Annotated in this window: 23 protein-coding genes; 9 read left to right on the top strand and 14 right to left on the bottom strand. The window is 70.5% G+C overall.

The features are described from left to right. Window positions 1-8: 8 nt before the first annotated feature. The 5 genes from K7W41_RS07490 to K7W41_RS07510 form a co-directional block, all read right to left on the bottom strand. Complete coding sequence (locus K7W41_RS07490) at window positions 9-617, bottom strand: VOC family protein (protein WP_224606429.1); 609 nt, start codon at window positions 615-617, stop codon at window positions 9-11. Between the two features lies 1 nt (window position 618). Then, window positions 619-1,884, bottom strand: coding sequence for an NAD(P)/FAD-dependent oxidoreductase (locus tag K7W41_RS07495; RefSeq protein ID WP_224606432.1), 1,266 nt, complete (start codon window positions 1,882-1,884; stop codon window positions 619-621). Between the two features lie 262 nt (window positions 1,885-2,146). Next, window positions 2,147-2,935, bottom strand: coding sequence for a cytochrome c oxidase assembly protein (locus K7W41_RS07500; protein WP_224606434.1), 789 nt, complete (start codon window positions 2,933-2,935; stop codon window positions 2,147-2,149). After that, window positions 2,932-3,600, bottom strand: a complete 669-nt coding sequence (locus K7W41_RS07505) for an SCO family protein (RefSeq protein WP_224606436.1) — start codon at window positions 3,598-3,600, stop codon at window positions 2,932-2,934. Before K7W41_RS07505 ends, K7W41_RS07500 begins: the two co-directional genes overlap by 4 nt. Then, the gene (locus tag K7W41_RS07510; RefSeq protein WP_224606438.1) at window positions 3,600-4,052 is read right to left on the bottom strand and encodes a copper chaperone PCu(A)C; all 453 of its coding nucleotides are present in this window, start codon (window positions 4,050-4,052) and stop codon (window positions 3,600-3,602) included. Before K7W41_RS07510 ends, K7W41_RS07505 begins: the two co-directional genes overlap by 1 nt. A gap of 152 nt (window positions 4,053-4,204) precedes the next feature. On the opposite strand from K7W41_RS07510, the gene K7W41_RS07515 reads away from it, so the two are divergent. Continuing rightward, window positions 4,205-5,206 (top strand): LacI family DNA-binding transcriptional regulator, encoded by a 1,002-nt coding sequence (locus K7W41_RS07515; protein WP_224606440.1) that lies wholly within the window; start codon window positions 4,205-4,207, stop codon window positions 5,204-5,206. A gap of 69 nt (window positions 5,207-5,275) precedes the next feature. Here the strand turns inward: K7W41_RS07515 and K7W41_RS07520 are convergent, their stop codons facing one another. Beyond that, window positions 5,276-5,644 (bottom strand): FUN14 domain-containing protein, encoded by a 369-nt coding sequence (locus K7W41_RS07520; RefSeq protein WP_224606442.1) that lies wholly within the window; start codon window positions 5,642-5,644, stop codon window positions 5,276-5,278. A gap of 106 nt (window positions 5,645-5,750) precedes the next feature. Here K7W41_RS07520 and K7W41_RS07525 point away from each other — a divergent pair, with 106 nt between their 5' ends. Continuing rightward, a complete protein-coding gene (locus K7W41_RS07525) occupies window positions 5,751-6,338 on the top strand; it encodes an RNA polymerase sigma factor (RefSeq protein WP_224606444.1) in 588 nt (195 codons plus the stop codon). A gap of 266 nt (window positions 6,339-6,604) precedes the next feature. Here the strand turns inward: K7W41_RS07525 and K7W41_RS07530 are convergent, their stop codons facing one another. The 3 genes from K7W41_RS07530 to K7W41_RS07540 all read right to left on the bottom strand — a co-directional run bounded on the left by K7W41_RS07530 (window position 6,605) and on the right by K7W41_RS07540 (window position 9,507). Continuing rightward, the gene (locus tag K7W41_RS07530) at window positions 6,605-7,609 is read right to left on the bottom strand and encodes a CAP domain-containing protein (RefSeq protein ID WP_224606446.1); all 1,005 of its coding nucleotides are present in this window, start codon (window positions 7,607-7,609) and stop codon (window positions 6,605-6,607) included. Between the two features lie 63 nt (window positions 7,610-7,672). Then, on the bottom strand, window positions 7,673-8,941 hold the full coding sequence (locus K7W41_RS07535; protein WP_224606448.1) for a sensor histidine kinase: 1,269 nt from the start codon (window positions 8,939-8,941) through the stop codon (window positions 7,673-7,675). Next, a complete protein-coding gene (locus K7W41_RS07540; protein ID WP_224606451.1) occupies window positions 8,938-9,507 on the bottom strand; it encodes a hypothetical protein in 570 nt (189 codons plus the stop codon). Before K7W41_RS07540 ends, K7W41_RS07535 begins: the two co-directional genes overlap by 4 nt. Before the next feature lie 153 nt (window positions 9,508-9,660). On the opposite strand from K7W41_RS07540, the gene K7W41_RS07545 reads away from it, so the two are divergent. The 5 genes from K7W41_RS07545 to K7W41_RS07565 all read left to right on the top strand — a co-directional run bounded on the left by K7W41_RS07545 (window position 9,661) and on the right by K7W41_RS07565 (window position 16,654). Further along, window positions 9,661-10,566: a DUF4384 domain-containing protein gene (locus tag K7W41_RS07545; protein ID WP_224606454.1), complete on the top strand. Its 906-nt coding sequence runs from the start codon at window positions 9,661-9,663 to the stop codon at window positions 10,564-10,566. 325 nt (window positions 10,567-10,891) lie between these two features. Then, complete coding sequence (locus tag K7W41_RS07550; protein ID WP_224606457.1) at window positions 10,892-12,697, top strand: alpha-amylase family glycosyl hydrolase; 1,806 nt, start codon at window positions 10,892-10,894, stop codon at window positions 12,695-12,697. 411 nt (window positions 12,698-13,108) lie between these two features. Then, the gene (pdhA, locus tag K7W41_RS07555; RefSeq protein ID WP_224606460.1) at window positions 13,109-14,248 is read left to right on the top strand and encodes a pyruvate dehydrogenase (acetyl-transferring) E1 component subunit alpha; all 1,140 of its coding nucleotides are present in this window, start codon (window positions 13,109-13,111) and stop codon (window positions 14,246-14,248) included. After that, on the top strand, window positions 14,245-15,246 hold the full coding sequence (locus K7W41_RS07560) for an alpha-ketoacid dehydrogenase subunit beta (RefSeq protein ID WP_318010900.1): 1,002 nt from the start codon (window positions 14,245-14,247) through the stop codon (window positions 15,244-15,246). Before pdhA ends, K7W41_RS07560 begins: the two co-directional genes overlap by 4 nt. Before the next feature lie 208 nt (window positions 15,247-15,454). After that, window positions 15,455-16,654, top strand: coding sequence for a tetratricopeptide repeat protein (locus tag K7W41_RS07565; RefSeq protein ID WP_224606463.1), 1,200 nt, complete (start codon window positions 15,455-15,457; stop codon window positions 16,652-16,654). Window positions 16,655-16,877: 223 nt separating this feature from the next. Here K7W41_RS07565 and yidC read toward each other — a convergent pair whose 3' ends face one another. From yidC to rpmH, 4 genes are all read right to left on the bottom strand, one after another. Next, window positions 16,878-18,551: a membrane protein insertase YidC gene (gene yidC / locus K7W41_RS07570; RefSeq protein WP_224606466.1), complete on the bottom strand. Its 1,674-nt coding sequence runs from the start codon at window positions 18,549-18,551 to the stop codon at window positions 16,878-16,880. Further along, the gene (gene yidD, locus K7W41_RS07575) at window positions 18,548-18,802 is read right to left on the bottom strand and encodes a membrane protein insertion efficiency factor YidD (RefSeq protein ID WP_318010901.1); all 255 of its coding nucleotides are present in this window, start codon (window positions 18,800-18,802) and stop codon (window positions 18,548-18,550) included. Before yidD ends, yidC begins: the two co-directional genes overlap by 4 nt. Then, on the bottom strand, window positions 18,799-19,248 hold the full coding sequence (rnpA, locus tag K7W41_RS07580) for a ribonuclease P protein component (RefSeq protein WP_224606469.1): 450 nt from the start codon (window positions 19,246-19,248) through the stop codon (window positions 18,799-18,801). Before rnpA ends, yidD begins: the two co-directional genes overlap by 4 nt. Window positions 19,249-19,324: 76 nt before the next feature. Continuing rightward, a complete protein-coding gene (gene rpmH / locus K7W41_RS07585) occupies window positions 19,325-19,468 on the bottom strand; it encodes a 50S ribosomal protein L34 (protein ID WP_019585335.1) in 144 nt (47 codons plus the stop codon). 177 nt (window positions 19,469-19,645) lie between these two features. Here rpmH and K7W41_RS07590 point away from each other — a divergent pair, with 177 nt between their 5' ends. Both K7W41_RS07590 and K7W41_RS07595 read left to right on the top strand, forming a co-directional pair. Continuing rightward, window positions 19,646-20,038 carry a ComEA family DNA-binding protein gene (locus K7W41_RS07590; RefSeq protein ID WP_224606471.1) on the top strand — a complete coding sequence of 131 codons (393 nt, stop codon included), beginning with the start codon at window positions 19,646-19,648 and terminating at the stop codon, window positions 20,036-20,038. 65 nt (window positions 20,039-20,103) lie between these two features. Further along, on the top strand, window positions 20,104-22,266 hold the full coding sequence (locus tag K7W41_RS07595) for a DNA internalization-related competence protein ComEC/Rec2 (RefSeq protein WP_224606473.1): 2,163 nt from the start codon (window positions 20,104-20,106) through the stop codon (window positions 22,264-22,266). Between the two features lie 31 nt (window positions 22,267-22,297). Here the strand turns inward: K7W41_RS07595 and K7W41_RS07600 are convergent, their stop codons facing one another. Next, a complete protein-coding gene (locus K7W41_RS07600; protein WP_224606476.1) occupies window positions 22,298-22,747 on the bottom strand; it encodes an NUDIX domain-containing protein in 450 nt (149 codons plus the stop codon). Between the last annotated feature and the right edge of the window lie 18 nt (window positions 22,748-22,765).

A 22,765-nucleotide genomic window follows, 5' to 3' on the forward strand; every position in this document is an offset into this window, starting at 1 on the left:
CCGGGGCGCTACAGCTCTACAGGCCCGCGCGGCGTGTGCAGTACCGCGCGCAGTTCAGGCTGGGGGGCCTCGTAGACCTCCACTTCGCCGGCAAAGGCCAGGGCCCGCAGGTGCCCGCGCAGCGCGTCCGGGTCGGGGGTGCCCAGCTGCAGGTGGGCGAGGCGCACCCCCACATCCGGCAGGCGGGTGGGGGGCGGCGGGGTCTCCCAGTGAATCTGAGAGGGCACCACGCCGCCGCCCGGCAGCCCGCCGTCTTCAGGCACGGTCAGGGTCCAGCGGTGCTCGCCGCGCGACAGGGCCAGCACGTCCCCGCCCACGGGCCGCGCCGGAACGGCCGCCACCCAGTGAATCAGGGCCGGGCCGTGTGACAGCCGTTCCTGCATCGCTGGGGTATCCAGGGCAAACCAGCGCGGGCGCCCGGGGGCCGGGGCCTGCGGGTTTACGGCAATCACCTCTAAGTAGGCGTCCGGGCCCAGCGACAGCAGGAGGTTGTGGGTGCCAAACTGCGGGTGTTCGCCGCCGGGCTGCATGGGCACCCGCAACCGGCCTTCCAGCCACGCGCGGCCCTCGTCCAGGGTGCGCGCCGCCACCACGAGGTGATCCAGGCGGGCGCTCATGTCAGGCCCCCCGGGGGCGGCTCATGCCCACCGGGTCGCCCAGCACGATGGCCGCCGCCTTCTCGCCGCTTTCCATGGCGCCCTGAATGCTGCTCATGGCCGTGACCTCGCCCGCCAGCAGCACCCCACTCAGGCGGGTGGCGTGGCCGGCCAGCGTGGCGGCGTATTCGGGCGGCTGCGGGTACTGGGCGTGGTGAATGCGCTCCACCAGCAGCGTGCGCAGCGAACGAACCGCCGCCTCGCCGTACCACGTCGCCAGTTCGGCGCGTACCTGCGCGTCCAGCGCGTCATCGCCCGCAGCCGGCAGGCCCAGCACGGTGACGGTCAGGAGGTGCTGGCCTTCGGGCGCGCGGCCCGGGACGGCGTTGGACAGCCAGTGGGCATTCTGAATCAGGCCGCTGCCCGCGTTCAGCAATAGGCGCCGCTCGCGGTCCAGCGCGGCGGGGGCGGCGTAGTGCAGGTAGGTGCCGCTCAGGTGCCCGCGCGCCGTGGCCTCGCCGGTCAGGCGGGCGGCGGTGTCGGGGTCGGTGGCCACGATCACCTGCCGGGCGTCCAGTTCGCCGGCGCTGGTGCCCACCGTGACGTGCCCGCCCTGGGGGCTCAGCCACTGCACCTCGACATCCAGGGTGACCTTCAGGCCCTGGGCCAGTTGCGCGGCAATGGCGCCCATGCCGGCGGCGGGCAGGGCCGCGCCGCCGTCCATCAGCATGCGGAAGTAATACCGAAAGAGCCGGGCACTGGTGCCCAGATCCCGCTGCAGAAAGATGCCGCCGAAAAAGGGGCGGAAGAAATGATCCAGGGCGGCCTCACTGAAGCCGAAGCGGCGCAGATACCCCTCGGTGGGTTCGTCGGGGCCGCGCAGCAGGTCCCAGGGGGCCGGGGCGCGCAGCCGCAGGGCCAGGGCCGCCACGCGGGCCTTGTCCCGGGTGCCCAGCGCGCGGGTCAGCAGGGTGCTGCCCAGCGCGCCAGGGTCCCCCAGCGGCCAGCCCACCACGTCTGCCTGCGCGCCCCGGCGAATCACAGCGGCGGGGGGCAGCGGCACCAGATGCAGCGCGCCTAGGTCCAGCCAGCGCCGCACGGCCGGGTAGGCCGGAAACAGCACCTGATACCCGGCGTCCAGCGTGAAGCCCGCCACCTGCCGCGAATGCACCCGCCCCCCAGCGTGGGGCGCGGCGTCCAGCACCCGCACGCGCTTGCCTGCGCGGTCCAGGGCCCGCGCGGCCGTGAGACCCGACAGCCCCGCGCCAATAACCAGAACGTCATACATGCCCCTTTAGGCTACAGGGCCAGAGGGGGCCGGCCCCCGCCGTCTTCAGGCGGTCTTAACAGGGCTGGACTTGGAAGTAGGCGTGGCGACCAGGGTGATCCACCCGCAACTCCCCGAGGCCTCCGAAGAAGTGGCCGAAAAAGGCCGGCGCGGGGGCGGCCGTGAAGAGCGCTTGAAGCCGGAACGGGGGCGGGGTTCCGACCACCTTCTGCCCAACCCACCGCCCAGCGGCCCCCTGCTGTTCGCACCAGGAGCGGGCGGATCAGGAGGGGGGCAGGCCCTGCTGCTCGGTCAGGCGGATCAGCCACATGAAAAGCTGCACAAAGGCCAGGGCGAGCGCGGGGAGGCCCGCCACCATCATGATCCAGCCAGACAGCTGCTGGTTTTGCAGTGGGGTGAGGTTCCACAGGCACAGGGCGTTGATATAGGGCGTGTACAGCACCTTCGGCGCGTACAGCCACACGCTCGCCACCGCCATCATGGGCAGCGCGGCCAGCAGACCAAACCACCCGCGCGACCCGATGTCGGCGGGCTGCACACTGGGCAGTGGCCGGAGCACCACGCCCCAGACCAGCAGACTGGTCAGCAGGTACAGCGTGGGCAGCAGCGTGGCCGCCGTGTTGGATACCACGCTGGCATTGAAGCCGGCCGGCACGTTCCAGAACACGATCACCGCCGTCCACAGCGCCAGCGCCACCCAGGGGTCCAGCAGCACCCCCAGCACGCGGCCCAGCACCGAGCGCGCCTTGATCGCCAGCGGCGGCAGGCCCAGCACCAGCAGCGGCGGCACCACCTCGGCCAGCACCATCAGGCGGCCCATGTACAGCGCCATGCTGCCCTGGGTCAGCCCGGCGGCGCGGGTCTGGGTGGTCAGCACCAAGGCCACGAGTCCCAGGGCAAACAGCCCAGCGCGCCACAGCGGCCACGGGGTGCCAGTCCGGCGCGCCCGCACGAAGCCAGCGGCGTAGGCGGCCCCCACCAGCAAGATGGGCAGCAGGGTCCAGTCCGGGCGGGGCAGCAGCAAGTCGGCAACGGTGGGGTTCAGGCTCATGGGGTCTCCAGCACGTATTGCAAATCGGCCTTCACACGCTCCACCTGGGGCAGCTGCGTGTAGTCCCACAGCACCCGCAGGTGGCCCCGGGCGTCAATGAGGTAGGTGGCCGTGGTGTGGTTGATCTGGTAGGCCGCGCCCTGCACCTCGGCCTTCTGGTAGGCCACGCCGTAGGCCCGCGCCACCTGGGTCAGCGCTGGTTCGGGAACGCGCACGCCCGTGCCGCTGCCGAAGTAGCTCACGTAGTCGTTCAGCCGGGCCGGGGTGTCGCGCGCCGGGTCCACGCTGACCAGCACGATCTGCAGCTTGGCCTGCAGCTCAGCGGGCAGCAGGGCGCGCGCCTTGTTCAGGTACGACAGGCTCAGGGGGCAGATGCTGGCACAGTGGGTGAAGCCGAAAAACAGCGCGGTGGCCTGCCCGCCCGCCCCAGGGGTGAAGGCGAAGGGCCGCGCCGCCCCGCCCTGCACCGCCACGCCCTGAAACGGCGCCGCCTGGGTCCCGGCCGGGTAGGCCGTGCCGTAAAAGGGGTACGGACTGCGCAGGCGCGCCGCGCCCCAGGCCAGCCCCAGCAGCAGCGCCACCGCCGCCAGCGCCAGCCCCGCCGACACGTACCAGGGCCGCGTGGCCGGCCCGGCCGGGTCTGCTGGGTGGGCCGGGGCGGTCATCAGGGCTTCACCACCGGGGCCTGCAGGGTGTGGGTGCCGCCCGCGTCGTCGGTGAGGGTCAGGGCCACGGGCTCGCCCTCGCGCAGCGGCGCACGCAGGCCCATCAGCATGATGTGGTCGCCGGTGTCGCTCAGGACCAGCTCGCCGCCCGCCGGGACCGTCAGGGCGTCGGTCATCTGCATGCCGGTGCGGCCCTGGGCGTCGGTGCGGGTCACCATCAGCATGGCGTGGTCGGCTGCTGGCGACTCTACGCCGGTCAGGCGCAGGGGGCGCCCGCCGGGGTTGCGTAGGGTGCCAAACACGCTGGTTTCCTCCACGCCGGGGGGCACCGCCACCACGCGCGCCGCCTCCACCGTGAGCGTGGCGGTGGGGCCCGCCTGGGCCTGGGGCGCCGGGCGGCAGGCGGTCAGCAGCGCCAGCAACAAGATAAAGAGACGGGCGGGAACAGGCATAGCACTCCTTCCAGGTCGCGGCCGACCTGCGGGTCAGTTTAGGGTGGGCCGCCGGGCCGCTTTGTCCCCGGGGCGCCTGTGCGCCTCAGGGGAACGGGAACACCGGGCCTGTGGAACCCTTTCCAAAAAGAGGGTATGCTGGGCAACAAATCATGCGCAAACCCACCATTCAGGATGTGGCCCGGCAGGCCGGGGTCGGGGTCGGCACCGTGTCACGGGTGCTGAACAACCATGTGGCGGTCAAGGGCGCCACCCGCGAACTCGTGCTCAAGGCCATTGCCGATCTGGAATATACCCCCAACCCGCATGCCCGGCGCATTGCGGGCGGCAAAAGCTACACCATCAGCGTGCTGCTGCCGGTGCTGACCACCGAGTTCTACGTGCGGCTGCTGGACGGCCTGGAAACCGCCTTTCAGGAGGCCCGCTACGACGTGGCGATTTTCCCTCTGCTGGACCGCTCGCGCCTGGAGCGCTACCTGGGCTCGCACACCCTGGCCTACCAGGCCGACGGGCTGGTGATGGCCACCTACAACCTCACGCAGATGTTCCACGAGCGCCGCCTGCGCACCCAGCAGCCCACCGTGCTGGTGGACGCCTACGCCGAGCATGTGGATTCCTCGTTTATGGACAACGTGGCGGGCGGGCGCATGGCCGGGGAATACGCCGTGACCCTGCCCGGCGACCTGTACGCGGTGTGGGTGGAAACCGAACTGGACCAGCTGTTCACCACCCGCGTCTTTGAAGACCGCCGCAACGGCTTTCTGGGGGCGCTGCAGGCCGCCGGGCAGACCGTGACGGCCGAATACACCTCCAGCTTCGATTCGCTGGCGGCGCGCAACACGGCTTCCGCGCTGCTGGACCAGGCCCAGGCGGGGGGGCTGCCCTGCACCATCTTCGCCTCGGCGGACATGTTGGCCGGGGCCCTACTGGACGAACTGCGCCTGCGCGGCCTGAAGGCCGGCGAGGACGTCCGCGTGATCGGCTTTGACGACCAGCCCTGGGCCGAGGCGCGCGGCCTGACCACCCTGCACCAGCCGGTAGAAAGCATGGGCTACGAAGCCGCCCAGCTCCTCCTGACCCGCCTGAACGGCTACAAGGGCCCCGCCCGGGCGCGCCGTTTTGAGCCCCGCCTGGTGGTGCGCAGCAGCGCGTAAGGGGTGATGGTGGACAGGTGATGGTTGATGGAAAAAGCCGTTCTCCATCAACCATCAACCTTCTCCCCTCTACACCCTGGCGCGGAGGCCCAGCAGCAGCCCTGCCGTGAAGGCGCCGGCAAACGGCAGGTTGGCGGTCAGTACGCGCATCAGCCACGCGCCGCCCTGTTCCTGGCCCTGCCTGAGCCACGGTTCGGTGAGGGCCTGAAGGCGCAGCCAGTTCACGCTGATCAGGTCGAGGTAGGCCAGCAGTTGCAGCACCACAAACAGCGTGCCCAGCACGATCAGGGCCACGCGGCCAATGTGGCGCAGGGCCACGCCGGTGGCAAAGCCCAGCAGAGCGCCCACGCTCAGGTCGGGCAGCAGGGGCCGCAGGGCGTCGGCCAGGGAGGCGGCGGGCGGGGCGGCAGACAGAACTTCGGGACGAACAGGGCTCAACGTGCGCGCATGCTAGAGCAGTTCGCGCCCTGCTGCCACGGCGAGCGCCGCCCGCGCTGCAAGGCCACTGGGGCCAGAGGCCAGGGCACGCTATGGTGTAGCCACTGTGGACCCCGCCGAGTCATTTCCACCCGACCTGATCTCCCCTGACCTGTACGCGCGGCTGTGCGCGGGCGAGGAAGCGGCGTGGTTCGATTTTGTGCAGGAGTACGAGGGGCGCATGTACGGCTACCTGTACCGCCTCGAGGGCAACAGCGAAGACGCCCTGGACCTGACCCAGGAGGTCTTTTACCGCGCGTGGCGCTCGATTCGGACCTTCCGGGTGGGCGAGCGGGTGCTGCCGTGGCTGTATCAGGTGGCGCGCAACACCCAGATTGAGTCGCACCGCCGCAAGCAGTTGCAGCGCTTCTCGCTGGAACAGGCCCGCGAAGACGTGGGCTTTGAGGTCACCAGCGAGAAACGCTCGCCCGTGCAGGCCGCCGAAAGTGCCGACGCCCAGGACCGGGTGCAGCGCGCCCTGCTGCGCCTGCCCGCCGAATACCGCGAGGCCGTGGTGCTGCGCTTTGTGGAAGACCTGAGCTACGACGAGATTGCCCAGATTCAGGGCGTGGCGGTGGGCACCGCCAAAAGCCGCGTGTTCCGCGCCAAGGAGCAACTGGCCGGGCTGCTTTCGGGCGTGGCCGACGTGCATTGAGGGGGGTGGGGGCGCTGGGCCATGAGCCATGAGGCAGCCCCTGGGGGCCCGCTCACGGCTTGGGGGGCTGGGGAAGACAGAGCGTCATCCATTGGGGGGGTGAGGTCGGCAAAGACCCTTCCGATTCTCCTCTGCAAGTCCCCGCGTCGCTGAGGGTCCACAAACAAGACGCCCCCCTTCTGACCGGGGCTGTAAAGCTGGCAGCGCCGCCGGAAGGCCCAGAACGGTGAAATGGGTTCAGCGGACCAGCCCCGGCCCTCATCCCCTTACAGGCGGGCGAACACCTGGGTCCAGTAGCGGCCATACGTGGTGCCGGGGCGGTTGACATAGCTCAGGCCAATGCGGGTGAAGTCGCCCATGATGTTGCGGCAGTGCCCGGGGCTTTTCAGCCAGCCCTGCACCACCTCGGCCGGGGTCTGCTGCCCGGCGGCGATGTTCTCGGCGACCGAAAGGGGATTCATGCCCGCCGCCTGCACCCGGCGCATGGGCGTGCTGCCGTCAAAGCCGCTGGTGTGGTCAAAGTAGCCGTACAGCGCCATCCCCGCCGACTGGGCCTGGGCGGCCACCGTCAGGGTGGGATCCAGCCGCAGGGGGGGCAGGGCGGCGGCGCCCGTGCGGTTGGTGGCGCAGTTGTAGCCCTGGGCACGGGCCTGATTGGTCAGGCGCAGCACCTCAGCGTCAAACGCGGCGCTGCCGGTCCAGGGGGCCACTGTAATGGTCAGGCGCTTTTCCACGGTGCGGCCGTCGCTGGTGGTGGCGCGCACCACCGCCGCGTGGGTGCCGTTTGGCACCCGGCTGGCCCCGGTGCCCACCTCGCGCCCGGCCAGCAGCAGGGTGGGGCGGGCGGGCGTGTACAGCACGCTGCCCTCGGCGCTCAGGCGCACCTCGCCGGGGGTGGGCTGCAGCACGGTCAGCGCGGGGCGCTCGGCGCCAGCACTGTTCACCGGCAACTGGGCCTCGGCGCGGCTGACCACGCGGCCCTGGGGGTCCAGCAGCTGCGCCTGCAGCGTGTAGGTGCCGGGGCGGTAGTACACGTTCTCGGCGCTTAGGCCGCTGGCCTGATTGCCATCCCCAAAGACCCACTGCACCACGTACCCGGCCGGGGCACTGGCTTCAAACGACACCCGCAGCGGCGCCTGGCGCTCCGGGCTGACCCGGTAGCCAATACGGAACTCCGGCGACGCCTGGGCCCCCCCAGGCCACACGGCGGCGCCCAGGCTCAGCAGGCCAACGGTCAAGACCAGATGAGGAATTCGCGTGGCTCGGCTCACCCCAGAAGAGTAGATCGTGGCTGGGGCGCGCGCTGTAAGCGACTTGGGATTATCAGTCGGCGGTCAGGTGGCGCGGCGCCGGGGCGGGGCAATGGGCCCGGCGCTGGGCGTGCCGAAGCTCAGGGTCATGATCAGGCCGCCGTCCGGCGCGTGGGTGATGTGGATGTCGCCGCCGTGCGCGCGGGCGTAGCGCCGCACCAGGGCCAGTCCCAGGCCCTGCCCGGGTTTCAGGCCCTGGGGCCCCCGCTCGTAGGGCACAAACACGCGGGCGCGCTGCTCGGCATTCATGCCAGGGCCGTGGTCGCGCACCTGAAGGCGGGGCCCCTGGGTGCCCGGGGAACCGGGCGGCTCCAGGGTGATCTCGACGGGCCCACCGGTGTACTTCAGGGCGTTTTCCACCAGATTTTCCAGCATCTGGCGGGTGCGCGCCGGGTCCACGGCCCAGACCACGGGCTCTGCGGGGGCACGGACCTGCACCCGCGCCGAGGCGAACGGGGCGGCCAGTTCGCGCAGGTCCACCGGCTCGGGGCGCAGCACCACGTCCAGGTACAGGTCGTTCAGGCGGGTCAGGTCGGCGCGGCTGGCCAGCTGGGCGGCGCTGTCTTCAATCATGCCCAGCAGGCGCTGGCGCTGTTCGGGGGCCTGGGCGCCGCGCAGCAGGTCGCTGGCCAGCATCAGGGCCTGCAGGGGCCGGCGCAGTTCGTGGCTGGCGAGGCTCAGGGCTTCCTGCAGCCGGCGTTCGCGGGCCTCGGCGGCGCGGCGCTCGGCCCGCCACAGCAGCAGGGCGCGGGTGGTGAGCAGCATACTCACCACCCCGGAAAACAGCGCCGCCAGCACCAGCGCCCAGCGCAGGCTGGTCAGGGCCCGCACATAGCGCTCGCCCAGGGTCCGGCTGTACTCGGCAGCGGCGCTGCCCAGGGCCAGGCTTTCGGTCACGGCCTGGGCCGCGCCGGCGTCGGTGTCCTGGGCCAGGGCGCGGGCCACCCGGTCCAGCCGGGCCGGACCCAGGGCCTCGACCTCGCGCAGAAGCACGAACTGCCGGGGATTGCCCGCACTGGACAGCGCGATCTCGCGCAGCAGGCGGCGGCGCGCCGGGCTGACCGCCGGGTCCAGGCGCGCCACCCGGTACTGCAGCACGTCCTGCACCAGCCCCTGATAGACGTGTGGTGTCCAGCCGGTGCCGCCCCGGGTCAGGGCGTCATAGGCCGGGCGCGTGACCAGAATGAGCAGCACCACCGTCAAGAGGGCGGGCAGCAGCCCCAGCAGCAGTTCACGCCACAGGCGCTGGCGCCGGGCCTGCAGCCGCTCGCTGTGGTCTGGCCCCGCGGTCATGGCGCGGGGGCCAGCCGCTCGGCAAACCACACCCACGCGGCCGAGTACGACCCTGTGGAAAACCGGGCGGGCTGGGGGGGCAGCACCACGGTCAGCGGGCCTTTGTGCAAGGGCGAGATGGGCCGGCCGTCGGCGCGGTAGGCCAGCATGATGGGATGGTTCAGGTAATCGGCGGCGCGGATGGTCGCCGCAAAGCCGTTGGTGGCCATCACCCGCAGGTCTCGCCCGCCGAAGCCGCCCCAGGCGGCCAGATCACGCAGCGCCGCGCCCTCGTAGGTGAAGGTCCGGCCCAGTTGCGGCTGTTCGGTGGCGTAGCGGACCACCGACAGGGCGCGCAACTGGCTGAGGGTCAGGGGCAGCGGCCCGCGCGCTGTCTCCAGGGTCAGAACGGTGGCCTCGCCGGGCCGGGGCTTGGGCATGGGCAGCGCGCCGCGCACGTAGGGGAAGGGCGCAGGCCCAGGGGCCGCGTGGCCCGCCGGGGAGCCCAGTGTCCCCAGCAACAGCGCCCCCAGCAGCAGGGCCGCCAGCAGCGCTGGGCGGGCGGCCAGGGGAAAAGCGGAGCGCACGCCGGGCAGTGTACCAGCGGTCACCCGTCCCCCGCCTGCCCCCACGGGGCCCGCTGCCCCAGCCCACCCATGAGAACGGGATAAGCCCAGGGTCAGGGGACGCATCAGGACCCGGTCAGGCCCCCGTCAAGTGGGGGGCGCAGGGTGGGGGGCATGAAAGCCACCCTGTTCCTGTCCTCGGCCCTGGCCCTGCTGGGAGGTGCCGCCTCCGCCGCCCCGCAGCTCAGCGCGCAGAGCATCATCGTGAACCCGGCGCCCACCACGCTGAGCGTGAAAGTCTGGACCGACCGCGACACCTCGGGCAGCGGCACCCCGAACTACGCCCCCGGCGACAAGATCCGCCTGTTCACCCAGGTCAACCAGGACGCCTACGTGTACCTGTTCAACGTGGACCCCCAGGGGCAGGTGGACCTGATTCTGCCCAACCGGTTTCAGGGCGGCGCCAACTTTCTGAAGGCCAACGCGGTCAAGGTGTTCCCGGCGCCCGGCGACCCCTTTACCTTCGATATTGCCGCGCCCTACGGCGTGAACAAGGTGCTGGCCCTGGCCAGCCGCACGCCGCTGAACCTGGACCAGATCGCCACCTTCAAGAGCCAGCAGAACTCCTTTGCCACCGTGAATGTCAGCGGGCAGCAGGGGCTGGCGCAGGCGCTGAGCATCGTGGTGAACCCCGTGCCCGCCAGCAACTGGGTGACCGATACGGCTGTTTATTCGGTGGTGAACCGCGCCCCGGTGGCGGCGCCGCTGCGCACCACCCCGGCCCCCGCCCAGCCGGTGGCCGCCGCGCCCGCTCCGGCCCCCCGCACCGCGCAGGCCCTCTCGGTGCCGGCGAGCCCCTGGAGCAACGTGCGCGAATGGCGCACCACCGTGGACACCCGCGATCTGAAGGGCCAGCACGACGTCTACGCCGCCAAGCTGAAGGCTGAGGGCTACACCCTGATCAAGACCAGCAGCAAGAACAGCGAGATCAAGAGCGAATTCCGCAAGGGCAGTGTCAAAGCTGAACTGACGGTGAAGCGCAAGGGAAACCGCGTCGAGATCAAGATCGAGCGCGAATAAGCAAGCGATATTGACCAGCCTGTCTAGAGAGGACTGCCCGCCCGGGTGGTCCTCTCCTCTTGATTCCTGATCGGTTTCACCCGTTATGATCGCGGAGCACCACAATTCATGCACCCACTCCGCAGCCGTGCGGGGTGTTGCCGTGCTGGAGGTTTCAACTGTGAAACGTTCTGCTGCCGGTCTGTGCGGGGTTCTGTCCTCCGCGCTTTTGCTTTCCGCCTGTTCCCAGGGGCCCACGCCTGCCCAGATTGGAACCGTTTCCAGCTCGGGGAACGTTCAGGCCCAGGCGATCAGCGGCACCAACATCGATGCGTGGCGGCAGCAGGTGATCTACCTTGTCATGCCGGACCGTTTCTTCAATGGAAATACTTCCAATGACACCCTGGGCGCCGCCAACTGCTTTGACCGTGCCAGCGCCACCAAGTTCCACGGCGGCGACCTTGCCGGCCTGCGCGCCAAATTGCCCTACATCCGCGATCTGGGGGCCAGCGCCGTGTGGACCACGCCCGTGTATAAGCAGGTGGGGCTGGTGAACGGCAACTCCTGCGGCTACCACGGCTACTGGCCGGACTACACGAACCCCGACGACACCGCGCTGGACCCCAAATTTGGCACCGGCGCCGAGCTGACCGGGCTGATCAATGACCTGAAGGCGGGCGGGCAGAAGTACATCATGGACATGGTGGTCAACCACGCTGGCTACGGCGCGCGCATCACCACGCAGCAGCCCGGCTGGTTCCACAGCAACTGCACGGGCGACGAGATCGTGTGCCCGCTCGCCGGCCTGCCGGACTTCCGCCAGGAAGACAGCACGGTGGCGACCTACCTCACCAACCTCTCCAAGAACTGGGCGGCCACCTACGCGGTGGACGGCATTCGCATGGACACGGTCAAGCATGTGCCGAACAGCTACTGGCAGAACTCGTGGGTGCCCGGCGTGCTGGCCACGCGCCCGAACACCTTCCTGCTGGGCGAGGCGTTCCTCTCCGGAAGCGCTTCGCAGCTCAAGCCTTTCCTGGACGCGGGCTTTGATTCCACCTTCAACTTCCCGCTGCGGCAGGCGATGGTGGACAGCGTGGGCAAGGGCGGCAGCCTGGACCGCGTGGCCGCCAGTGTGCAGGACACCCTGGGCACCCTGGGCCTGGACCGCACCCTGCTGCAGGTGAACCTGCTGGACAACCACGACGTGCCGCGCTTTGTGAACGAGCCCGGTGTGGGCGTGGCCGAAAGCGAGATTCGCGCGCGGTATCAGAACGCCCTGGGCCTGCTGATGACCCTGCCCGGGATTCCCCAGCTGTACTACGGCAACGAACTGGGCATGTACGGCGGCTCTGACCCCGACAATCGCCGCGACATGCCGAGCTGGGGCTGGACCGACAGCGGGCGCAATGTGGCCCAGGCCAATTTCCTGGCCGGCGGCGGCACCCCCAAGACCACCTACGACCTGACCAAGAAACTGATCGGCATTCGCAAGGCCAATGCCGGCCTGTGGAAGGGCAGCTACGCCGAGCTGTGGCGGCCCAACGGCGGGCAGAACGTGTACGCCTTCTACCGGGGGAGCGGCACCAACCGTGTCATCGTGGTCCTAAATACCTCGGGCAGCAGCGCCAGCGTGAATCTGGACATTCAGGGCAACGCGGGCATCAGTGCCACCGACAAGAGCGCCCTGAACAACGGCACCGTGTTCAACGACCTGCTGGCCGAAGGCGCGCCTGCCAGCGCCACCGTCACCAGCGGCCGTCTGCCGGTCACCCTGGGCGCGGGCAAAATGGCGATCTACCGCGCCGGGGCCTCGGGGAGCGGGGGCGGGGGCACGGCGGTGCCGGTCACCTTCCAGGTCACGGCGAGCACCTACTTCGGCCAGGATGTGTATCTGCTGGGCGACCGGGGCGAACTGGGCGCCTGGAACACCTCCAGCGCCCTGGCGATGACCCCCAGCGGCTGCAGCGGCAGCACCTGCACCTGGAAAACCACCGTCAGCCTGCCGCCCAGCGTGGCTCTGCAGTTCAAGTTCATCAAGAAGCCCGGCGACAGCGGCGCCAGCGTGACCTGGGAGGGCGGCAGCAACCGCACGTATACGGTACCGGCCTCGGGCACGGGCACGGTGAATGGGGGGGGCTGGCAGCCGTAAGAGGGGTGTGGGCCGTAGGATGTGGGGTGTGGGAAAAGATTGAAAAGTCACCCTCCAGCCGTCCGTTTTGATTCTTCCCTTCGAAGAGAGAGGCTGAAGAGAGCGGCCAGGAGGAGGGGCGGCAGCGCGTGGGCCTCCCCTCCCCCGTCCCCCCAGAACAAACGAGCGTTTGGTTCCTGTGCCTCCCGGCTGCTACGCTGGGAGGCATCCATCTTGCGGGGCGTCTGCCCGCAGCCCAAGCCTATGCCTGACCGCCTGCCCTGCCCTCTTCCTGGCACGCGCCGACTGCTCAACCAGCGCCGCGCGCCCTGACGGCGTTTCACGGGCAGGCTGTGCGCGGGGCCCGCCGCGTTCAGGCTGCCCTTTCCGCTGACCTGCTGCCGGTTCATTCCCACCCCCCAGGAGCCCTGCATGACCTCACCCAAATCTGCCCCCGCCCAGCCGGAAGCCAGCGACACCGCCCCCGGCTACCAGGCCGCGCAAGCCGCCTACGACGCCGCGCAGCACGACACCCACATGGTGCAGATCGTGGCGCCAGACGGCCGTGTGGTCCGCCCCGACCTGCTGCCCGCCCCCGAAGTGCGCCTGGAGCTGTACCGCCAGATGCGCCGCGCCCGGCATTTTGATGAACGCGGCTGGGTGCTGTACCGCCAGGGCCGCCTGGGCGTGTTTCCGCCGTTTGGCGGCATGGAAGCCAGCCAGGTGGGCACCGCCGCCGCCCTCACCAAGGACGACTGGCTGTTTCCCACCTACCGCGACACCGGCGCGGCCCTGACCCTGGGCCTGCCCATTGCGCGCACGCTGGCCTACTGGCGCACCAGTCCGCACGGCTGGCACATGCCCGCCGACCTGAAGGTGCTCCCCTTTTACATTCCCATTGCCACCCAGTACCCGCAGGCGGTGGGCGCCGCCCTGGCCGAGCGCCGCAAGGGCACCCGCAACGTGGCGATGGCCTTTATCGGCGACGGCGGCAGCAGCGAGGGCGATTTCCACGAGGCGCTGAACTTTGCCGGCGCCCTGAACGCGCCGTGCGTGTTCATTCTGCAGAACAACGGCTGGGCCATCTCGGTGCCCACGCGCACCCAGACCCGCGCCACGGACCTGTCGCGCCGCGCCGAGGGCTACGGCATTCCCGGCGTGCGGGTGGACGGCAACGACGCCCTGGCCACCTACCATGTCACCGCCCAGGCCGTGGCGCGCGCCCGCAACGGCGAGGGCCCCACCCTGATCGAAACGGTGACCTACCGCGTCAAGCCGCACACGGTGGCCGACGACCCCAGCCGCTACCGCAGCGAGGCCGAACTGGAAGGCTGGGACGCCAAGGACCCGGTGCTGCGGCTGCGCACCCACCTGCTTGCCGAGGGCCTGATGACCGAGGCCAGCGAAGCCGAGCTGCTGGCCGAGGTCGCCGCCGAATTTGAGGCCGCGCTGCAGGAGGCCGACAGTTACCCGGACCCCACACCCGCCGAGATTCTGGACCATGTGTTTGCCGAACCCACCCCGCAGCTGAAAAAGCAGCGCGAGCAGATCCTCGCGGAGGAACAGCAGTGACCGCCACCGCCACCAACACGAAAACCATGACGATGGTCGCGGCCATCAACGACGCCCTGGACCTTGCGCTGGGCGCCGACAGCGCGGTGCATATCTTCGGTGAGGACGTGGGCGTGATGGGCGGGGTGTTCCGCGCCACCGACGGCCTGCAGGCCAAGTACGGCGCCGAGCGCGTGTTCGACACCCCACTGGCCGAGGCCGCCATTGTGGGCATGGGCATTGGCATGGGGCTGGCGGGCCTCAAGCCCATTGCGGAAATTCAGTTTGCGGGCTTCCTGTACCCGGCGCTGGACCAGATCCTGTCGCATGTGGGGCGCTACCGGCACCGCACCCGCAGCCGCTACCACCTGCCGATGGTCATTCGCGCGCCCTATGGCGGCGGCGTGCACACCCCCGAGCAACACGCCGACAGCCCCGAGGCGATTCTGGCCCACACCCCCGGCGTGAAGGTGGTGATTCCCAGCACCCCGGCCGATGCCAAGGGCCTGCTGCTCTCCGCGATTAATGACCCGGACCCGGTGTTCTTCTTCGAGGCGATCAAGCTCTACCGCAGCGTGAAAGAAGAGGTGCCGCTGGGCGATTACCGCGTGCCGCTGGGCAAGGCGCGCGTGGTCACCCAGGGCGACGACGTGACGGTGGTGTGCTACGGCGGCATGGTGGAGGTGGCCCAGAAGGCCGCCGAGGCCGCGCGCACCGCCGGCATTGGCGTGGAGGTCATTGACCTGCGCACCCTGGTCCCCATGGACACCGAGACCGTGCTGGCCAGCGTGGCCAAAACCGGCCGGGTGGTCGTGGTGACCGAAGCCCCGCGCACGGGCGGCTTTCACAGCGAGATCAGCGCCACCATTGCCGAGGAGGCCATTGAGTACCTGCGCGCGCCGATTGTCCGCGTGACCGGCTTTGACGCGCCGTACCCGCCCTTTACCGCCATTGAGGACGTGTACCGCCCCAATCCGGTGCGTGTGGCGAAGGCGATCAAGCAGGTCATGGCGTACTGAGAGCGGGACGTGGGTTGTGGGTTGAACAGCCCACAGCCGCTCGGGCGAGCGACGCAGGGTCGGCTCGCCCTTTGTGTTGCGCCAGAAGGAGGCACTGTTGGCCCTCTGGGCTTGTCGGCGTCCTCCTTCCTCCATCAGTTCAGCACCGCAACCCAAGGCACTTTTCACGCTCAGGGCGGGATCATGAAGGGCGGGGACGATGCAGAGGATGCGTCTGTCTGCCCTGCTGCTGACGGCTGGCCTGCTGGTGGGGGCAGCGGCGTTCGGGGTGGGCCGCCTGCAGGGCGACAAGGTTCTGCCGGACCCCCGGTCCCAGTCGGCGTTCCCCACGGCCCCAGCGCCGCCTTCCCCGGTGGCCCAACCCTCCGAGCCCCCCGCGCCTGATCCCATGCCCGAGCCGGCGCCCGCCCCGGTGCCCAGGCCCGCGCCCCCGGCTGCTCCACCGCTGCCCGCACGCGCCAGCATTCCTGGCATCCGGCATGAATACCAGCGGCTGAACAACTGCGGCCCGGTGACGGTGGGCATGGCGCTCAGCCGCTGGGGCAGCACGCGCACCCAGTACGACATCGCGCCGGTGCTGAAGCCGGGCAGGGCCGATGTGAACGTGTCGCCGGACGAACTGGCCGCCTACGCCCGCGCGCAGGGCATGACCGTGCATCTGGCCCGGGGCGGGGACCGCGCGCTGCTGCGCCGACTACTGGCGGCCGGGTTGCCGGTGATTGTGGAAGCGTGGTTTGTCACGCCGGATTCGGGGGGCATGGGCCATTACCGCCTGCTCACCGGCTACGACGACGCGCGTGGGCAGTTCAGCGCGCTGGACTCCTACCTGGGGCCGTTGAAGATGAACTACGCCAAGTTCGACGAGCTGTGGCGCTCGTTTGGCCGCACCTATCTGGTGGTCGTGCCGCCCGAAAAAGCGGCGGCCCTGCGTGAAGGGCTGGGCGCCCACGCCGACCCCCTGGCCGCCAAAACGGAAACCCTGCGCGTGGCCCAGGCCGAGGCGGACCGCCGGGGCGACGCGGTGGCTTTTCTGAATCTGGGGCAGGCCAAGCTGGACCTGGGCGACGCCAGTGGCGCGGCGCGGGCCTTCGATCAGGCGCTGGCCGCCCGGCCGGACCGGGCCCTGGACCCCACCCGGCCGGGCTGGGTGCAGGGCAGCCCGCCCTGGCGCGCGCTGTGGTACTCGTTTGGCCCCTTTGAGGCGTACGTGCGCACCGGCCAGTACGACGAGGTGCTGCGCCTGACGGCCGCCGTGCTGCGCTCGGTGCCCACCCACGAGGAAGCCCACTACTGGCGGGGCCGCGCCCTGATGGGGCTGGGGCGCACGACCCAGGCCCAGGCCGCCTTCCGGGAGGCCCTGCGCCTGCGACCCGGTTACGGGGCGGCCCGGCAGGCTCTGGGGATGTAAGGCAATTGCCGAAACGGGCTGCCGCCGTGACGGCCTATGTTCGACTGGAGCGGCGCGCAGAGCAGGCGCAGCGGCGCCTCTGCCAGCGTTGAATCGGAAGGGCGCCCAGCGCGGGAAACATGCAGGGCAGAACGTGCGGCTTCAGCGTTGGGCGAGAGGCCGGAGCACCACCACAGCAAAGCGCCCCACCGTTTGGCCGGTGGGGCGCTTCTCTTCACGCTCTTCAGTCTTTGCGGGGCGCGTCAATGACCTTGGTGGTCTTGTTGCCCTTGTCCGCGATCACGGCTTTCTGGGGCTTGGTCGCCTTGCTGCTGGTTGGGGCCGCTGGCACGACCTTCTGCACGCCCAGGTTGGCGGTCTCTTTTTCCACCTGCTTGTTGATAATCACCTGCTGCACGATGCCAATCAGGGTGGACAGGATGATGTAGATGGTCACGCCCGCCGGGAAGGTCAGCGCGAAATACAGGAAGATGATGTAGATAAACGCCTGCTGGCGGAACATCTCCGGGCTCTTGCGTGTCATCACGTACAGCTGGCCGATGTTCACGATGAGGTACACCAGCGCCAGCAGGTAGAAGGGGTCCGGAATGGCGAGGTCCGGCAGCCACAGGAAGCCGCTGTCGAACTCGAAGTTGCGGATGGTGGACCACAGGGCGATCAGGATTGGGAAGGGCACGAAGCTGGAAAAGCAGCCGGCCGGGTTGAAGTTGTAATCGCGGTACAGCTGCGCCATTTCGGCCTGCATGGCGCGCTGCGAGTCCACGTCCTTGCGGTCTTTGTACTTGGCCTGCAATTCGCGCATGCGCGGCTGCATGGCCTGCATCCTGGCCGTGGAGCGGCCCTGCGCCTGCATCAGCGGCCACATGGCGGCGCGCAGCACGATGGTCAGCACCACCAGCACCAGCCCCCAGTTGCCGATCAGTCCGTACAGCCACTCCATGAACTTCACGATGTACAGGCTGATCTGCCCGAAGAAGTTGGGCTTGAACAGGCCCGGCAGATCGCTGTAGCCGCTCTGGTACAGGTGAATCAGTTCGTTGCGCCCGCCGTACACTTCCAGGTTGCTGCTGGCCGGCACGCTGGCGGTGATCAGGCCCTGGGCGCCGCCCGTCATGGTCACGTTGACCGCGTCGGTGGGGGTGTCGCCGCTGGCCGGGGTGGCACTGGCACTCTCGCCCTGCGGGCGGATGATCAGCGCGTGCGCCACCTGACTGGGGTTTTCCTGCAGCGCGGCGTACTGAATGTTGTCCACCTTCAGCTGCCCGCTGCCCTGCACGGCGGCCGGCTGCGCGCCGCCCCGGGCCAGCGCCTGCACGCGCGGGTTATCGGCCTTGCCCAGGCCCGGGAACAGCAGGTTCACCCGCTGGGGGCCGCCCGTGACCTCGGTGCGCACGTCCACCTTGAAGTTGCGGGGGTGCAGGGTCACGGTTTTCGTGACGGTCACGCCGTTCTGCACGTAACGGAACACCGCGTCCTGCCGGTTGGCCTTGACATCGGTGGTCAGGCCCGTGGGCGGCTGGGTCTGGGCCGGCTGGGCGGGGTCCAGGCCCCCACCCTGCACGGCCAGGGCCTTGCGCGTGCCCACCATGTTGACGATGCCCTTCTGGTTTTGCAGCGCGCTGAAATCGTAAGAACCGTCGGCGCGCCGCTTGATAAAGGGCGTGCCCGCATAGCTCTTGACGTACCAGCCGATCACCTCGCCGCGTTCGTTGAACACCACGTCCTGCAGGTTGCTGGTGGCGATGTACTCGTTGCCGCGCACGCCGTCAAAGTCGGCGGTGATCCACTCGGGGGTGATGGCCTTGCCAAAAGTGGGCAGGGGGCCGGTGGTGCCGCAGCCGGTGAGCAGCAGCGCGCCGCCCAGGGCGGCAAGGGACAGCAGATGTCTGGTCTTCATGGGGTGTGGGGGGGCCTCTTGGGGAAATGGTCGGGCACCGGGTCAAACCCGCCCGGCACGAAGGGGTTACAGCGCAGGATGCGCCACGCCGCCAGCCAGCCGCCGCGCAGCGAGCCGTGGCGCTGCAGGGCCTGCGCGGCGTATTCCGAGCAGGTGGGGCTAAAGCGGCAGGTGGGCGCCGGCTTGCGCGGCGAGAGGCGGCGCTGGTAAAAGCGCACGCCCCGGACCAGCAGGTCGCGCAGACCGCTCACCGGGGCTCACCGCCCGTCTGGGGGTCGGCCTGGGGGGACACAGAAGGCACGTCTGCCGGTACGCGGGCCGGCGCACCCGGGTTCCCCCCGCGCGCCCGCCGCCCCGGCGCTTTGCTCAGCGCCCGGTGCAGCGCGGCCTGCAACTGCTCAAACGGCGCGCGCAGCACCGCCGGGTTCGGCATCAGAATGGCGCGGCAGGCGGGCAGGCCGCCGGGCAGGGTGCGCAGCGCCTCGCGCACGCGGCGCCGGGCGCGGTTGCGGTCCACGGCGCGCTTCAGGGTCTTTTTGGACACCACGATGCCCACGATGGCGCGCGGCTGCCACGCTTCCCCGTGGCGGGGGCGGTACTCGGCCACGCGCAGGGTAAACAGCGGGTCGCGCACCACGGCGCCGTGGGCGCGCACCTTGCGAAATTCCCGGTCACCCCGAAGCGAATCCAGCGCCACCGGACGGCGGGGCCGTGCCTGCGTGGCGCTGGGGGGGGTGGACTGGGAAATGGCGGGCGCTCCCGGTGAAGGGGGCTTACTCGTCAGAGACGGTGAGCTGGTGGCGGCCCTTGGCGCGGCGGCGCGCCAGGATGTTGCGGCCGGCCTTGGTTTTCATGCGGGCGCGGAAGCCGTGGGTCTTGGCCCGCTTGCGGACGTTGGGCTGGTAGGTACGCTTCATGGTGCTTTCTCCTTCTGCTCGCGGAGTGGGCCACACTGCTCTTGCCGGCCCCGCGTCACGCGAGAAGCGCCTCCCTGGGGAGGCAAACTCTGGAAGTGTAGCACGCTCTGGCAAGGGCCGAAAAGGGGCGCGCATGTGCGGCAGCGCCCGCACCGGGCAGCCTCTAGCCTGGGGGACATGCCGAGTTCCCCACCCTGGAACGCGCTGCTGGCCGGCGGCGTGCTGCTGACGGCGGCCCTGAGCCTGGGTCCGGTGATCTGGCCCCGCGCGCAGGCCCCGCAGGTCACGCGCGTGGCGCTGCCCGCCCCAGCAGCCACCGCGCCCAGCCGTGAGGCCCCCACCTCCCCGGCCACCTACCCAGCCACCGCCAGCGTGCAGCCCCTGATTTCGGGGCGCCTGAACCTGAACACCGCCACCACCGAGCAGCTCGAAGCCCTGCCGAAGGTAGGCCCCGCCCTGGCCGCGCGCATCGTGGCCGGACGGCCCTACCGCACGCTGGCGGATCTGGACCGGGTGAAGGGGATTGGTCCCTCGGCGCTGAAGACCCTCCAAGGGCTGGTGACCTTCTGAGCAGCGCCGCACTCCCAGCAGTCCACCAGCCGGCCAGCGCACGGGCCACCGCAGGGGCAGGCCGCTTGCCGTGGTCAGTGCCCGCTGTGCTGGGCGTGATTGGCGGCATTCTGCTGGCGCTGGGCCTGCCCTGGGGCGCAGCGGTGCCCCTGGCGGGCGCGGCCCTGGCCCTGCTGGATGCCCGGCTGCCGCTGCTCGTCGTGGCCCTGCTGGGAGGCGGCGCTGGGTGGCTGTCGGCCCACACGGTGCTCTCGCGCCCCGAGCCGCTTACCCCGTGGCTGGGCGCCCAGGTGACCCTGAAGGGCGAATGGGACGGCCAGTTTCTAACCCTGCACGACCCGCGTGCCCGGCTGGCCGTGAGCCCCAAACCCACGCAGGGCCCTGGGCAGCTGGAGGTGGCCGGCCGACTGGTGGCCCCGCAGGGCCGCCGCACCCCCGGCGGCTTCGATCAGGCCGGGTGGCTGCGGTCTCAGGGCGGCCTGTTCGTGCCCACCCCTGGCGCCGTGCTGGTGGGGGCCCGGGTGAAGACCCACCAGCCCGAGGGCGGGCTGCGCGGCTGGTTCCGGCAGGGGCTGAGTGCGGGCCTGAGCGAGCGGCAGGCGGCGCTGATGCAGGCGGTGGAACTGGGCGACCGCTCGGACATCAGCCAGGAGGACTTTGCGCCGGGGTACGCGGTGCGCGACGCCTTTGCCCGCGCGGGCCTGGCGCACCTGATGGCGCTGTCCGGGCAGAACGTGGCGCTGATCACCGGGGTGCTGGTGTGGCTGCTGATCCGGGCCGGCGCGGCGCCCGCGTGGCGTTACGGCCTGCCAGCCGCGCTGCTGCTGCCCTACCTGCTGCTGCTGGTGCAGCCCTCGCCCAGCATCACGCGGGCGGTCATCATGGGCGCGGCGGTGCTGCTGGCGCTGGCCCTGGGGCGCGGCCGGCCCGATCCCCTGGGCCTCATCGCCCTGGCGGCGCTGGCCTGCCTGCTGCTGTTTCCGCTGTGGCTGCTGGACGTGGGGTTTCAGCTGTCGTTCCTGGCCGTGCTGGCCCTCACGCAGACCCCGCGCGTGGCCGAGCGGCTCCCGGCGCGCTGGCCCCACGCGCTGCGGCTGGCGATCAGCGCCACTGTGCTGGCCGAACTGGGCACCCTGCCGGTGGTGGCGGGCAGCTTCGGGCAGCTGCCGCTGGTGGGCCTGCCGGCCAATCTGGTGGCCGGGGTCATCATGGCCGCGCTGGTGCCGCTGGGGTTTGTGGCCGGGCTGCTGGGCCCGCTGGCGGCGCCGCTGAATGTGGCCTGTGGCCTGCTGGCTTCGGCGCTGCTGGCGGTGGCCGAAGCCTTTGGCCGCGCGCCCGTGCTGACCTGGGGGGCCATCGGGGCGGCGGGGGTGGTGGCCTACGCCACGGCGCTGGGCGCGGGGTGGCTGTGGCTGCTGGGCCGGGTGCGGGCCCGCGCGGCCCTGGGCACCCTGCTGGCTGGCCTGCTGCTGACCGCCCTGCCCGGCTGGCTGCGCCCAGCGCGAGAAGTGGTGTTTCTGGATGTGGGCCAGGGCGACAGCACCCTGATTCGCCTGCCGGGCCTGACGATGCTGATTGACGCCGGCGGTTCGGTGGGCAGCAACTACGACGTGGGCGGGCGCACCGTGGTGCCGGCCCTGCGCGCCCTGGGCGTGCGGAAACTGGACGTGCTGGTGGCCACCCACGCCGACACCGACCACATCGAAGGCGTGCCCGCCGTGCTGCGCGCCCTGCCGGTGGGGGAACTGTGGGTGGGCCACCGCAAGCGGGGCGACCCGGTGCTGGACGCCGTGCTGGCCGAAGCCCAGGCCCAGGGCGTGCCCGTGCGCGAGGTGCGGCGCGGCGACCGCGTGCAGGCTTCCGGTGCCACCCTGACGGTGCTGTGGCCCCCCGGTAACCACTGGCAGGAGGAGGACAACGAGAACAGTGTGGCCCTGACGCTGGAGTCGCGCGGCTGGCGCGCGGCGTTTCTGGGCGATCTGGCCCAGCCGGGCGAGGCGCAGGCCGGGCCCGGCAACCTGGACCTGCTGAAAGCCGCGCACCACGGCAGCCGCCATTCCAGCGGCGAGGCGCTGCTGGCGCAGGCCACCCCCGCCGACACGGTGATCAGCGTGGGCCGCAACACCTACGGCCACCCCCACCCCGACGTGCTGGCGCGGCTGGCCCAGGTGGGGTCCAGGGTCTGGCGCACCGATCAGGTGGGCACCATCCGCTGGCCAGTGCCGTAGGAGGCAGTGGGCTGTGGGTCGTAGGAAAAGACTACAGGAGGGTGCGCAGGCCGTCCCAGCCGTCAATCAGCTCAGTCAGGTGCTGGCCGCCCAGCAGATGCGCGTCCAGAATGCCGGGCAGCCAGGGCAGCACATCCGGCGGCAGGGCCTCCAGGGCAAACCAGCCCACCGCCGAGGTTTTTTCCAGCGGCTGGGGCTCGCCCTGCCACGCGCGGGTCAGGAAGAACACGTCCAGGCCCGCTGTGCCCTCCAGGTCGTAGCGGCAGGCGCCCAGGCAGGTCAGGGCGGCGGGGTCCACGCCCAGGCCCACCTCTTCCCAGGTTTCGCGCACAGCGGCCTGGGCCAGGCTCTCGCCGGTTTCCACACGCCCGCCGGGCAGGCCCCACAGCCCACTCGCATAGGACGACCCCGCGCGGCGCCCCAGCAGCACGCGCCCCTGTCCGTCTTGCAGCACCAGCCAGGACACCAGATGAAACGTCATGCGCTCAGGTTGGCATGT

Origin of the sequence: Deinococcus multiflagellatus (assembly GCF_020166415.1) — a bacterium.
GTDB classification, from domain to species: Bacteria; Deinococcota; Deinococci; order Deinococcales; family Deinococcaceae; genus Deinococcus; species Deinococcus multiflagellatus.

Excerpts from the sequence above, each read along its gene's own strand:
- K7W41_RS07490 (WP_224606429.1), bottom strand. The coding sequence starts at position 617 with ATGAGCGCCCGCCTGGATCACCTCGTGGTGGCGGCGCGCACCCTGGAC.
- K7W41_RS07495 (WP_224606432.1), bottom strand. The coding sequence starts at position 1,884 with ATGTATGACGTTCTGGTTATTGGCGCGGGGCTGTCGGGTCTCACGGCC.
- K7W41_RS07500 (WP_224606434.1), bottom strand. The coding sequence starts at position 2,935 with ATGAGCCTGAACCCCACCGTTGCCGACTTGCTGCTGCCCCGCCCGGAC.
- K7W41_RS07505 (WP_224606436.1), bottom strand. The coding sequence starts at position 3,600 with ATGACCGCCCCGGCCCACCCAGCAGACCCGGCCGGGCCGGCCACGCGG.
- K7W41_RS07510 (WP_224606438.1), bottom strand. The coding sequence starts at position 4,052 with ATGCCTGTTCCCGCCCGTCTCTTTATCTTGTTGCTGGCGCTGCTGACC.
- K7W41_RS07515 (WP_224606440.1), top strand. The coding sequence starts at position 4,205 with ATGCGCAAACCCACCATTCAGGATGTGGCCCGGCAGGCCGGGGTCGGG.
- K7W41_RS07535 (WP_224606448.1), bottom strand. The coding sequence starts at position 8,941 with ATGACCGCGGGGCCAGACCACAGCGAGCGGCTGCAGGCCCGGCGCCAG.
- K7W41_RS07545 (WP_224606454.1), top strand. The coding sequence starts at position 9,661 with ATGAAAGCCACCCTGTTCCTGTCCTCGGCCCTGGCCCTGCTGGGAGGT.
- pdhA (WP_224606460.1), top strand. The coding sequence starts at position 13,109 with ATGACCTCACCCAAATCTGCCCCCGCCCAGCCGGAAGCCAGCGACACC.
- K7W41_RS07565 (WP_224606463.1), top strand. The coding sequence starts at position 15,455 with ATGCGTCTGTCTGCCCTGCTGCTGACGGCTGGCCTGCTGGTGGGGGCA.
- yidC (WP_224606466.1), bottom strand. The coding sequence starts at position 18,551 with ATGAAGACCAGACATCTGCTGTCCCTTGCCGCCCTGGGCGGCGCGCTG.
- rpmH (WP_019585335.1), bottom strand. The coding sequence starts at position 19,468 with ATGAAGCGTACCTACCAGCCCAACGTCCGCAAGCGGGCCAAGACCCAC.
- K7W41_RS07590 (WP_224606471.1), top strand. The coding sequence starts at position 19,646 with ATGCCGAGTTCCCCACCCTGGAACGCGCTGCTGGCCGGCGGCGTGCTG.
- K7W41_RS07600 (WP_224606476.1), bottom strand. The coding sequence starts at position 22,747 with ATGACGTTTCATCTGGTGTCCTGGCTGGTGCTGCAAGACGGACAGGGG.